This is a genomic window from Microcoleus sp. Pol1C5 (genome assembly GCF_036701115.1).
Classification (GTDB): Bacteria; Cyanobacteriota; Cyanobacteriia; order Cyanobacteriales; family Microcoleaceae; genus Microcoleus.
On the sequence record NZ_JAUBQE010000095.1, the window covers coordinates 1 to 12,460 of the forward strand.

Genomic DNA, 12,460 nt, shown 5'->3' on the forward strand with positions numbered 1-12,460 from the left:
ATTTAGCCGCCGTACTGATGAATCTCAAACCCCACAAACGACTCAATTTTCAACAAGGGCTTCATGCTTTATCCCTGATCGAGAGTGCCTTGTAGCCTTGTTGTCACCCCTTGAGCTAAATAGGACTTACGCAAAGAAACCGGATTTTCTTGTTACCAGGCTCTGCCTGGTAACACAGATCCAGAGGCTCCGCCTCGCTACTTCAAACAGCGAATTGCCTCCAACATTCCCCTGGCTTTATTGAGCGTTTCTTCGTACTCCATATCCGGGTTAGAATCAGCCACCAAACCAGCACCTGCTTGCACAGAAACCGAATGTTTGTCACCACCTAAAGAACGAACAACCATAGTCCGAATGGCGATCGCACTATTCAACTGTCCCTCAAAATCATAATACCCGTAAACCCCAGAATACGGCCCCCGGCGGCAACCTTCCAACTCGTGCACGATTTCCATCGCCCGAATCTTCGGAGCACCGCTAACCGTACCCGCAGGAAAACCAGCTTTCAACAAATCCCAAGCCGTCTTATCCTCAGCCAATTCTCCCACCACATTGCTCACAATGTGCATCACGTGAGAATAACGCTCAATTCCCATTAATTCGTCAACTTTTACCGTACCGTTTCGGCACACTCTGCCTAAATCGTTCCTACCCAAATCAACTAACATGACGTGTTCCGCAATTTCTTTCGGATCTTGCAGCAATTCAGCAGCCAAAGCATCATCTTCTTGAGGAGTCTTACCCCGGCGGCGAGTGCCGGCAATCGGTCGCAAAGTTGCTATCTTTTTGCCATCGGCAGTATTTTCCGCCTTGACCATAATCTCTGGACTCGAACCGATAATCTGCCAATCTCCGAAATTGAAATATGCCATGTACGGAGAAGGATTAATCAGACGCAAAGAGCGGTAAAGTGCAAAAGGATCGCCGCTGTATTCAGATTCCAGCCGCTGGGAAATAACAACTTGAAAAATATCTCCCGCTGTGATATAATCCTTAGCTTTTAATACATTGGCACAATACTTTTCGGGAGTAGTATTGCTGGTGTAACTCAATTCTGTATTTCCGGTTGTGGAACGGGCATCTTGCCCGTCATTGGGAGGAGTCCATTCTATCAGAGTAGATTGCTGAGAAAGTGGCGATTTCAGCTTATCAACTAACTGAGAAACCCGATCGCACGCTTGCTGATAAGCATCGGCCAAATCAACGCCAATCTCCCGCAAATCCGCATAGGCGACAGCCCAAATTTTTCGCTTCACCTGGTCGAAAATCAGCAAATTATCCACCTGCATCCAGAATCCATCCGGCAAATCATTCTCGCTTGCTGGATGCACGGGAACTCGCGGTTCTATCCACTTAATTAACTCGTAACCCCAAAACCCGAATAACCCGCCAATTCCCGGCGGTAACTGCGGCAATTTCACCGGTTTGTAGGGTTCCAAACACTCAGTCAAAGCCGCAAACGGATCGCCCGTAAATACTTTTTCGGAACCGTCGCGGTAAATTTGAGTTGTACGAGATCCCTTTGCCTCCAAAATCCACAGCGGATCGCACCCTAACAAACTATAACGCCCAACCTTCTCCCCACCTTCCACCGACTCCAGCAGAAAACTGTAAGGTTGGCCCGCACAAACCCGATACCACGCAGACACCGGCGTATCCAAATCAGCAACCCATTCTTGATACACAGGTACAAAATTGCCTTGTTTCGCCAGTTCCGAAAATTGTGAGAAATCGGGAAATATCATATATATCAGAAGGAAGAAGGAAGAAAGAAGAAGGAAGAAGGAAGAGGGAAGAAGGAAGAAGGAAGAGGGAGGAAGGAAAATGGAATCCAGGCAATAATTTCAGCGATTAAAAGCGTCCTAACCGTCTTGGGTTCAATAAACAAAAGACGGAAAGCAACAGCCATGAGGCTGCTGGTACTCGCCAACTGCCATCACTGCCATCGGTTTGAGCGCGCGCAGCCCCTCTTGCAAACACCAGCGAAACAAACTTGCGTAACGCACCGGCAAGTGGAAAGAAACCTGTGCTTCGGAGTTCGACGCGGCCGCCCCCAACAGTAAAGCCTGCATATCCGCCTCAGTTTCTGCGACGCTGTGGCTCAAAGCCGACACCGCACAAGTATAAGCCACAATCCGACCTTGTTTGCAAGCAACCCAAGGAGAAAAGAAATTCAGGGCGTACTCAATATCGCTAGTTCGATCGCACCTGTATAATTTCTTGCACAACGCCGCACATTCACCAACATCCTCACTAGCCATTGGCCGCACCTCAAACCCATACGGAGGCTGGCTGCGAAACTTCCCTTCCATTAACACGAAAGGTTCCTTCACTTCAAAACCCAAAGAAGCGTACAGCGACAGCGACGCCATATTAAAAGATTCCTGAACCAAACGGATACCCACAGCGTCCTGTCCGCGTTCCAGCAAAGCTTTCATGATTTCCCGGCCCGTGCCGCGGCCTTGAAAAGTGCGATCGACAGTGACAGGCCCGATACCGCGAATCGGACTGCGTTCGTCCATAAACCCGCAGCCGACAACCGCACCCTCACTCTCGGCTACTATGCCAAAAAACAACGGACTTTCGATCAGAAGACCAATAATTTCAGTTGAAAACTCCAACGTCGGAAAATCTGTAGGGAATTGGTGGCGATCGGAAATATCTTTAAAAGCTTTATAAGTAATGGCACCGCAAACATCGATATCAGAAGGCTGCGATCGCCTGATTACGACATTCATTTTTAATTTAACGATTAACTTTTAATAAGATTAGAAGTTTGCAGTAGTATTTTGGCGCTGCGGGCTTAGCCTGCTGCGTCAGAATACTACTGCAAAAACAAGTTTACAAGCTGAGCCTTACAGGGAATATTACCTATGTTTTGCTCAGCCATGCAGTCATGGTCTAAGGATCGAAAGTCTTCTTACCTGTGAACTTCAGCTTAGCCGGATTTGGATTGCTGCCAATATTGCGGTCAATCTTACCGTTGTAGGGACGACCTTCGTTCACCTTCTCAGGGAACACGCCATCCTTGGGATGCAGGTACTCAGTAGTACCGTCTGGAAACACGCGGTAAATTTTGTAGTTCGTGATTTTGAATTTAGCCCGCAGTTGCTGGCCGCCCAAAGCGATGCACTGCTCCTTCCGGGGCAGATGCAGCAAGTTGTCGCCTTGACGCATAATCGCAGCGCCACCCGTAGGCATTTCAAACACCTGCTCCTTGGGGCTAGTCCAAGTGATAGCGTACTTCTCTTCAACTAGCGCCTTGGTCAGCAAGCCGCCTGTGCTGCCGCCGAAGATTGGGGGTTGTCCAGTAAGTTGTTCGGCCATAGATATATCCAAAGGATTTTTACGGCATCGTATCATCGAGACTGCACGCTGTTCTCGAAATTGTAAGGAAAATTAACAGTTTTTTGGCGATCGATCTTTTCTGATAATTGATAATTAGTAATTAATAATTGATAATTGGTAATTTTCACCAAAGCTAGAAAACAGAATTAGGCAGCACGAATACCGAAAAAATAATCAAAAAAAAAACAGCAATTATTCGGGTGCTTGTGGGGCACCCGAATAATCGCACGTTTCTCCAATTTCCCCCCACACACGATCGAACAATTTACCGCGTCAACCCTAAGTCAAGAACCAATTAGGGTCATAGCCGCGGGGAATTTGGCTCAAAGCAGTCCAAGTTTCTTGATTGACAATCCCGTCGGCCTGAATCCCAAAGCTTTTTTGAAATGCCCGAACAGCTTTGTCCGTCAAAGTAGCAAAGTCGCCGTCAATTTTACCGCCATAATGCTTGGAAATTTTGAGAACTTCCTGAACAGTAGCGACTGCTTCCCCAGAACTGCCCAATCTGAGTACCGGCATATCAACTGGAGCACCAGTATAAAGCGCCTGCCAAGTCAGGGGCCCGACAATACCGTCCGGCGACAAGAAAACCCGAAACTGAAACAGTTTCACAGAAAATTCAACTGCTTTGTTAAAAATTCCTTTAGCAGGATGCCGATAAAGTTGCAACTTGGTTAGCAGTTGTTCGAGTTCCAATACCGCTTTACCTTCAGAACCTAATTGTAGTTGTGGCTTTTTGGCCATAGGTTGAGTAGATTTCATCTGGGTTGTAGGTGACATAATCGATTTTCCTAACCTCTAGGTTTGAGTATTCTTATGGAAAAAAACTTTTTCCGGGCGAAACATTTGCATTCTCAAATTTTCACGAATCAACACTGGCGTCGGCAGTGCCTCAACAGATTCGAGCGACTTTTACCATCTCACGACTTGTGGACAGGAGACTTATACCATTTTAGATTTTAGATTTTAGATTTTAGATTCGGCATAACTGATTACTATCGGGGTTTGCAGCTTACCTACAGTTGGATTCTTTTTTTAAACTGATATTAATTTTCAGCAGCCTCCCTAGGTATTCTGTCGCCAAACCGGCTTTAAGACGGCAAGCGCATCCTGAATCTGCTTTGATACTTTTGATTTTAAAGCTGAACACCGTGTGGTCACATCACCTTTAAGGCTGATCTCACAGGGTGAGGATTGAGGGTGAGAGAGGATGTAGCAGCGGAGGCTGGTTCTGCAGTGAAAACTTTTCTGGGCTATCGTGTCTAGGTCGATCGATTAACTCGATCGATACTTGCGCGATCTGACGCTCACAAACCCATTTTTTTAAATTTGTTCGAGGGCTTTAAGCAAGTATTTTCGTTACCTGAAAAAACCGGAAATAATCCACACGATTTTGATTCGCATTGCTGACAGCGGACTGGAAATACCGGAATCATATCAATCCCGGTAGCATCGGAATTGTATAATCCAGTCAACGGTCAACAATTCCCGATGGGGCAACCGAAATCGATCTAATTCATCTGCGTTAATCTGTGTTGAGCTGCCCTCATCTGCGGTTCAGAAAAAGAGAATGTATTAACTGCAGATGACAACGGATTGACGCAGATTCACGCAAAAGTCGAGAAGAGAGATAGAAATAATTCCGCTGCTAACAGATTTGATATCAGTCACAGCAAAATTATTTACAGCATTTATTACAACAAAAGCATAAGGCAAAGGTACGGGATTGGAACTGTCTATTGGCTATCAGATAGTAACTCAAAAACATTGGGGAACTTGGAAATGTTTGTCATCGCTAGAAGGTCGAATAGAGTTTGCGATCGGTATTCCAATGTAGGATAGACTGAGGGGTAGTTTGCAGTCATTAGTAATTAATCATTAGTGATTAGTCATGAGTTAACACTTGTCAATTGATTCTCAACAGTGGGAATAGTAAAGTGAAATTCACTTCCTCGGTCTTTCCCTGCGGAATCTACCCAAATTTTACCGCCCCAGCCAGCAACAATCTGCTTGCAAATTGCCAATCCCAAACCGGTACCGCCGGCGCTGCGGCGCAAAGCTCCTTCTTCTTGATAAAATCGATCGAACACTACTTTTAAACTATTAGCCTCTATTCCCCTCCCAGTATCAGCTACGAGCACTTCCACCATCCGAGAACCGTTGCATTTCGCTCGCACTGTCACGCTTCCTTGAGGTGTGGTGAATTTGCAAGCGTTGTCTAAGAGTTTGGAGAGCACCTCCACCAACCACTCTCCGTCAGCTTGTACTAAAGGCAAATCTGCGGACACTTCGGCGATAATTTCGGGTAACTGTTGATCGACAGTGCGCGATCGCACGCTGCTGAGGGCCAAATCAACGCATTCTTGCAGCGTCAGCGATTCTACATTCCATTGAACTCGCCCGCTTTCTAAGTGAGAAAGAGTTAAGAAATCCTGCACGAGTTTCCGCATTCTATCGGCATCACCGAGGGCAGTTTCTAACATGATTTGCCGCAATTCTGCGGGCATATCTGGTTCGGAGTTCAAACTTTCCAAACAAACTTGAATCGTAGAAAGCGGAGTGCGGAGCTCGTGTCCGGTGATGGCAATTAGATTGCTGCGAGTGCGGTCTAATGCTTCTAATTGTTGGTTGAGTTCTTCTAAATGAGCGTAGGTTTCGGCTTGAATTAAGGCTGCTCCGAGTTGGGTGGCGATCGCCTCTACTAAAGCAATTTCGTCTTCTTCCCAAGGCAAAACCGATCGGCACTGGTGCATTTCCACCATTCCCAAAACCCGCCCCTGATAAAGCACTGGCACCATTAACCAAGAGACAATTTGCCAATTTTTTACAGTTTTTTCCAGGAATTTTGTATTGACAATCAGCGGGTGCTGTGATGTGTCTTGGATGTAAACTCGCTCTTGCCGCGCCACCGCGTCGCTCCATATTTGATTTTCCTGCAACAGCCAAGTCTGATCCAGCATGGAACTAGCGCCGGGTCCCAAAAACTCGCGATCGATTTTGACTGCCACATCTGTGGCCTTGCACCGATAAATCAAACACCGGCTTGCCGACAGGGCAGTGCCCAGTTCTTGCACTGCGACTTCGACGATTTCTTGTGGGTTGAGAGACTGCCGCATTGCCGTGGTAATTAAGTTTACCAGGCGTTCTTTGCGTTCCTGAGCGGCGATGGCGCTGTATGCTTTGAGCAATTTGTGCTGGCCTGCTTGCAAGTAGGTGACTAAGCGTTCGGTAAAAGCATCGCTCAATTTGGGATTGGGAATTTTTGAGTTTTTTCTCGTACTTATGTCGGGTTTGGCGGCTTTGGAAGTGGCGGATTTCCGCGTTTTTTTCGGTGTTTTGAGCTTGTAAGTAGTTCGCGCTCGATCGATCTTTTCGGCCAATTCCGGGCGATAATTGACAATTCTATCGAGCAACAATGCGGCAGCTTTGGAGCTTACCTCGCGATCGAACGTCCAAATTCCTTCAAATCTGCGAGCTTGATCCATCAACTGCGGCCCGCGATCGTCCTGATTGTCGATCGGCACAATTTTTTCTTGACAAATCAGGCAAGTTGAGTAGTTTTGCCCCAGCACCACTAAGTGCCACTCTTTACTCAATCCGTCCTCCGGTGTAAACGCCACAGTTTCGTGACACTCCGAAGCATTTTTAAAGTCAGTTTCCGGTGCTGCCAGCACGTATACCTGAGACGAGCGTGAGGCAATTCGCCGGTAGCGGTGAGCTTCCTGGCGGTAGAAGCGCTCTCGCTGAAAGCTTGCAATGACTAGCGGTTCGTCGTCGGAACCCGCCAAAACTAAGTCTTCCATCGCGTGAGACAAAGCTGTCATGGAAGATTTGAAATAAATTTGTGCCCGCAGTTGGGGCAAAGCTTGCAGAAGTTCTGCCAGTAGCGAAATAGGGACGATCATCTAGCCTTAAACGTGCATTTTTGCCGATGACAAAACAGGATCGATAGGAGGTTTAGAGCGATCCCTTTTCAGTATCTGATACATTTATGCTTCATAACACGACTGTTTAAGTCATATCATGCTAGCCATATCATTTTGACGAATCTAAGCAGAGGTATGCCTCCAAGACCTTGAGTTCATCCCAAAGTCACCTGTTTTTACCTCTAGGTTTTGACGCCAACTCATCTATTCAGGCTTCGATTCGGGCGTTAGCACTCTCACCATTCAGACTTGTTAGGCACCGCTTGCGGATCTCTTGCATTATACTATTCTTGAGCTATTTGATATCAGTGCCATCTGTATCGGTTTTGGGCGAACCGGTTTTTGGCGATCGATCTGGCTAATCGGCAATTAAACTTTCAAAAATCACAAATAATTGGCCATTAGTTAAAAACTAACGGCCAATTATTTTGAGGACTTATATCCAATCTCGTTAGATGCGGAATGATACCGAGAGTGCGAGCATCCTCGCGATATCGTAAGCTCGCACTGAACTCGGAAAATGATTATTCCGATGCCAGCGGAAACGATTTTCACCAAAAATCTATGAAGAAAAAGAGTTTCGGACACCTAGGGTGTAAGTCCTATATTTTTTTGAGGCATCGCGCCTGAGTATAAATGCTGTGGCTGTGGTTGTATCAGGCTAGTTCGCCCCCTTCGTCGTTGCCGCCCGGAGATGATTTGTAGAGAGCATCTAATTGTTCGCGGGCGTCTTGCACAGTCAGCGAACGCATCACTAACAGCGGCTCATTGACAACGTTTCCGTGTTCGTCTAAAAGTTCTGGATGCGGTACAGATTGAGAGCGAGAATAGGATCCGTAGTGATTATTTGCCCTGAATTGTTGAGGGCGCTGGGACTCCATACCTACGGTGACTAGACTGCGGATTAAGTTACCGACTGCCAGAAAGGCTAGAACGGTAAAAGCTAAAATATAAAGCAGGTGCAACATTATTTTCTCCTCCGGGCTAAACAGCCACACAGCAATTTACAAATGTGTTTCAGCAAGTAATAACTTATTAACTGGAAATCGGTTTGAGGTTGTCAAGTGGGTGGCCACATTTCCCAAGGTTTGGGATTTGACTGCGGGTTGAACTTGAACAGGCCTTTTTATTTTCCAGGGGGAGCTGACTGCAATGAGCGAAAACGCGCCGATACTTGCCAGCATTCGGCGAGCAGTCTGTGCCACGGCATTAGTGCTGCGGTTTCAATCCCAACTTGACCTCCGGTTGCTTGAAATAGAGCTTGAGCTGCGCCTACTTCTTGCTGAGCCTGTTTGACTCGCGCCACCAAGTCAGATTGATCTTCGCCGCTCAGAAAGGGAATTTCCTCAGTTTCTAAGAGGTTTGCCGATCGCTCAAACCAGTAATTGAAATCCTCTAACAGCGGTTCCAGTAACGCTTTGAGCAATTCTGATTCGGGCAAGTTGGAATTAAGCATGGATCAAAATTGGGTTATTTATTTATTATAATCTTAGACGGTCTTTACAATCTGTAACATATTTTTAACAAAAATTCAATGATTTAACAACAATTAGCAGGTGGTGTGAATAAATTTAATTGTGTCAGCAGCGATTTTTGAGTCGAAATCCCCAAATCCTGCCGAATTAGTTTGCGAGCTCACGGGTGGTTAGAAAACGGGTTTTTTCAGGCAAGACGGGTTAAAGCCCACCCAAATAGTAAAAAACCCGGTTTCTGAGAGTCGGAGTGCGGGACGCACTAAACGTCGCCACCCTGACGGGCCATTGCTGTAATTTCCCGGAGTGTCCCCCAGCCGGAAGTCGGCGCTTGCTGTCCCAATCTGAGTAAGATAGAAGCAACTGCAACTAAATTAATTGCTAATTCAGCCGATGTCTAGCTCACAATCCATGTCCCCTCCAGAAGAGTCCGTTAAAATAGAGTTGCCCCGCACGAGTGAGTCGGAGGCACTAAAAAAAATTCGCCACACCACCTCCCACGTTATGGCGATGGCGGTGCAGAAGTTATTTCCCAAGGCGCAAGTAACGATCGGCCCTTGGATTGAAAACGGTTTCTATTATGACTTTGACACTCCCGAACCTTTTACGGAACAGGATTTAAAAGCCATTAAAAAAGAGATGATCAAAATCATCAACCGTAAATTGCCTGTAATTCGAGAAGAAGTCAGCCGCGAGGAAGCGGAACGCAGAATTAAGGAGATTAACGAACCTTACAAATTAGAAATTTTAGAAGGTTTGATCGAACCAATTACTCTTTACCATTTGGGCGAGGAATGGTGGGATTTGTGCGCCGGGCCTCACTTGGATAATACCAGTGAGTTGAATCCAAAGGCGATCGAGCTAGAAAGCCTAGCAGGCGCGTACTGGCGCGGCGACGAAACCAAAGCTCAGTTACAGCGCATTTACGGCACAGCTTGGGAAACTCCCGAACAATTAGCAGCATACAAACACCGCAAAGAAGAAGCATTAAGACGCGATCACCGCAAATTAGGTAAAGAATTAGGCTTATTTATCTTTGCCGATCCGGTGGGGCCGGGTTTGCCTTTGTGGACGCCGAAAGGCACTGTTTTGAGAAGTATTTTAGAAGATTACTTGAAACAAGAACAAATCAAGCGCGGCTATTTGCAAGTTGTGACTCCCCACATCGCCAGAGTAGATTTGTTCAAAATTTCTGGACACTGGCAGAAATACAAAGAAGATATGTTTCCGCTGATGGCGGAGGATGAAGAAGCGGCAGCAAACGAACAGGGTTTTGTCATGAAACCCATGAACTGCCCTTTTCACATTCAAATTTACAAAAGCGAATTGCGTTCCTATCGAGAATTGCCGATGCGCTTAGCGGAATTCGGCACAGTTTACCGCTACGAACAATCGGGAGAATTGGGCGGTTTAACGCGGGTGCGCGGCTTTACGGTGGATGATTCCCACTTATTTGTCACCCCGGAACAGTTGGATGCTGAATTCTTAAATGTGGTGGATTTGATTCTGTCAGTCTTCAAGAGTCTGCAACTGAAAAACTTTAAAGCGCGTTTGAGTTTCCGCGATCCGAACAATTTAGAGAAATACATCGGTTCCGATGAAGCTTGGGAAAAGTCTCAAGGTGCGATCCGCCGCGCGGTGGAAACTTTGGGCATGAATTATTTTGAGGGAATTGGGGAGGCGGCTTTTTACGGGCCGAAACTCGATTTCATTTTCCAAGATGTCTTGGATAGAGAATGGCAATTAGGCACTGTGCAGGTAGATTACAACTTGCCAGAACGTTTTGATTTGGAATACGTTGCTGAAGACGGCACTCGCAAGCGTCCGGTGATGATTCACCGCGCTCCTTTCGGTTCTTTGGAACGCTTGATCGGGATTTTGATCGAGCAGTATGCGGGGGATTTTCCGCTGTGGTTAGCGCCGATTCAGGTGCGGTTGTTGCCTGTCAGCGCCGAGTTTTTGCCGTTTGCGAAGGAAGTGGCAGCGAAGATGAAGGCGCTCAATATTCGCGCTGAAGCTGATGAGGATAGCGAGCGTTTGGGCAAGTTGATTCGCAATGCTGAGAAGGATAAAATTCCGGTGATGGGTGTTGTGGGTGCGAAGGAAGTTGAGGCGAATAGTTTGAATATTCGGACTCGGGCTTCTGGGGAGTTGGGGGCGATTTCGGTTGATGAAGTGATTCGGAGGTTGCAGGGGGCGATTAGTAGTTACGGCGATTTTTAGGGAATTTTAACCGCAGATGCACGCGGATTAACGCAGATGATAGTTTGATATTGTCTGCGTTTTTCTAATCTAGCGGCTAAAATAGTAGTGGTAAAGGGAAAGTACGCTCATGCCTAATCCTTTTCCTGGGATGAATCCTTATTTAGAACATCCTGATTTTTGGTCAGAAGTCCATCACTTGCTGATTGGTATGATTCAGGAGTCATTGGTTCCTCAACTGGTGCCAAAATATCGGGTTGCGATTGAAAAGCGAATTTATGAAATTAAGGGGGAACAATCTCTGTTAGTCGGGATTCCTGATGTTTCTATTCAGCGCAATCCTACTCCCAAAAATTCAATTACCTCTAATGCCGCTGTCGCCGCACTAACTACCGTACCTTTGAAAGTTACATTACCCATGTCAGAGGAGGTTAGAGAAGGGTATTTAGAGGTTATAGATATGACCACTAAGGAAGTTGTGACAGTGATTGAGGTGCTTTTACCTGCAAATAAACGTCCGGAAAAAGGGCGCGAAATGTATGAAGAAAAGTGAGATAAGGTGTTCGGAAGTCGCACTCATTTCGTTGAAATTGACTTGTTGCGGGGTTGGGAACCTCTGCCTATTTTAGAAAATAATATTGCAGCTAGTTATCGGGTTTTAGTGAGTCGGGCAAATCAAAGACCCTTGGCAGATTTATATAGCAGTCGCCAAGGCGGTTAAGACGTATACTGGAAGTAATCCGGAATCATGCGATCGCGAAACCCATGCCCAAACCCTACAGTTACGACCTTCGTCAGAAGGTTATCCAAGCTATAAAGCTCGATGGCTTGAAGATTAGCGAAGCCAGTCAACTATTCAACGTTAGTCGCAACACCATTAACCTATGGCTTTCCAGGCAAGCAAAAACTGGGGACTTTAAAGCGTTGCCCAATCAACCCAAAGGTAATGGTCATAAAATTACCGACTGGGAAAAATTTCGTCAGTTCGCTAAAACTTATGGAGATAAAACTCAAGTCGAGATGGCCTCACTGTGGGATGAGCAGATCAGTGATCGCACCATATCACGAGGGTTAAAGAAAATTGGCTTCACTCGAAAAAAAAGACCTATGGCTACTGCGAACGGGATGAAGAAAAACGACAGGCATTTGTAACGCAGTTGTCTACAATACCCCCTGAGAAAATTGTCTATCTTGATGAATCAGGGATGGATAGTCGAGCTCAATATGATTATGGTTGGAATGAGCGAGGGCAGCGCTTCCATGCCCTCAAATCAGGTCGGCGCCAGGGACGGGTGAACATAATTGCTGCCTTGTGCAACCAAAATCTGATCGCTCCCTTCACTATTGAGGGGGCGTGTAATCGAACTGTGTTGGAAACCTGGTTGGAAAGTTGTTTGCTTCCGACACTGACAATTGGACAGGTTGTGGTGATGGACATTACTCACAAGTTAAGCTAAAACCAAAGTTGTCAATGAGTAATTTTACTCATTTTTTACCTGTTGACCCAATTAA

General features: G+C 46.3%; 8 protein-coding genes and 2 pseudogenes. 3 read left to right on the forward strand and 7 right to left on the reverse strand.

Translation table 11 applies throughout. The features are described 5' to 3' along the window. Nucleotides 1–197 precede the first annotated feature (197 nt). The 7 genes from trpE to QUA23_RS29685 form a co-directional block, all read right to left on the reverse strand. Nucleotides 198–1,745 (reverse strand): anthranilate synthase component I, encoded by a 1,548-nt coding sequence (trpE, locus tag QUA23_RS29655; RefSeq protein ID WP_333079433.1) that lies wholly within the window; start codon nt 1,743–1,745, stop codon nt 198–200. Between the two features lie 132 nt (nt 1,746–1,877). Next, nucleotides 1,878–2,738: a GNAT family N-acetyltransferase gene (locus QUA23_RS29660; protein WP_333079432.1), complete on the reverse strand. Its 861-nt coding sequence runs from the start codon at nt 2,736–2,738 to the stop codon at nt 1,878–1,880. 163 nt (nt 2,739–2,901) lie between these two features. Then, nucleotides 2,902–3,327: a photosystem I reaction center subunit II PsaD gene (locus tag QUA23_RS29665; RefSeq protein WP_333044721.1), complete on the reverse strand. Its 426-nt coding sequence runs from the start codon at nt 3,325–3,327 to the stop codon at nt 2,902–2,904. A gap of 300 nt (nt 3,328–3,627) precedes the next feature. Continuing rightward, a complete protein-coding gene (locus QUA23_RS29670; RefSeq protein WP_333079430.1) occupies nt 3,628–4,128 on the reverse strand; it encodes a peptidoglycan-binding protein in 501 nt (166 codons plus the stop codon). Nucleotides 4,129–5,237: 1,109 nt separating this feature from the next. After that, a complete protein-coding gene (locus tag QUA23_RS29675; RefSeq protein WP_333079428.1) occupies nt 5,238–7,253 on the reverse strand; it encodes a DICT sensory domain-containing protein in 2,016 nt (671 codons plus the stop codon). A gap of 677 nt (nt 7,254–7,930) precedes the next feature. Beyond that, nucleotides 7,931–8,242, reverse strand: coding sequence for a DUF2973 domain-containing protein (locus QUA23_RS29680; RefSeq protein ID WP_333079427.1), 312 nt, complete (start codon nt 8,240–8,242; stop codon nt 7,931–7,933). A 158-nt stretch (nt 8,243–8,400) separates the two neighbouring features. Continuing rightward, on the reverse strand, nt 8,401–8,730 hold the full coding sequence (locus tag QUA23_RS29685; protein WP_333068139.1) for a DUF2605 domain-containing protein: 330 nt from the start codon (nt 8,728–8,730) through the stop codon (nt 8,401–8,403). A 409-nt stretch (nt 8,731–9,139) separates the two neighbouring features. On the opposite strand from QUA23_RS29685, the gene thrS reads away from it, so the two are divergent. The 3 genes and pseudogenes from thrS to QUA23_RS29700 form a co-directional block, all read left to right on the forward strand. Continuing rightward, nucleotides 9,140–10,969, forward strand: a complete 1,830-nt coding sequence (gene thrS / locus QUA23_RS29690; protein WP_333079425.1) for a threonine--tRNA ligase — start codon at nt 9,140–9,142, stop codon at nt 10,967–10,969. 109 nt (nt 10,970–11,078) lie between these two features. Further along, nucleotides 11,079–11,669 (forward strand): annotated as a pseudogene (locus tag QUA23_RS29695) (DUF4058 family protein). A 44-nt stretch (nt 11,670–11,713) separates the two neighbouring features. Beyond that, a pseudogene (locus tag QUA23_RS29700) lies at nt 11,714–12,384 on the forward strand (IS630 family transposase); the annotation flags it as partial. Nucleotides 12,385–12,460 lie beyond the last annotated feature (76 nt).

Excerpts from the sequence above, each read along its gene's own strand:
- thrS (WP_333079425.1), top strand. The coding sequence starts at position 9,140 with ATGTCTAGCTCACAATCCATGTCCCCTCCAGAAGAGTCCGTTAAAATA.
- QUA23_RS29675 (WP_333079428.1), bottom strand. The coding sequence starts at position 7,253 with ATGATCGTCCCTATTTCGCTACTGGCAGAACTTCTGCAAGCTTTGCCC.
- trpE (WP_333079433.1), bottom strand. The coding sequence starts at position 1,745 with ATGATATTTCCCGATTTCTCACAATTTTCGGAACTGGCGAAACAAGGC.
- QUA23_RS29670 (WP_333079430.1), bottom strand. The coding sequence starts at position 4,128 with ATGTCACCTACAACCCAGATGAAATCTACTCAACCTATGGCCAAAAAG.
- QUA23_RS29680 (WP_333079427.1), bottom strand. The coding sequence starts at position 8,242 with ATGTTGCACCTGCTTTATATTTTAGCTTTTACCGTTCTAGCCTTTCTG.
- QUA23_RS29660 (WP_333079432.1), bottom strand. The coding sequence starts at position 2,738 with ATGAATGTCGTAATCAGGCGATCGCAGCCTTCTGATATCGATGTTTGC.
- QUA23_RS29685 (WP_333068139.1), bottom strand. The coding sequence starts at position 8,730 with ATGCTTAATTCCAACTTGCCCGAATCAGAATTGCTCAAAGCGTTACTG.
- QUA23_RS29665 (WP_333044721.1), bottom strand. The coding sequence starts at position 3,327 with ATGGCCGAACAACTTACTGGACAACCCCCAATCTTCGGCGGCAGCACA.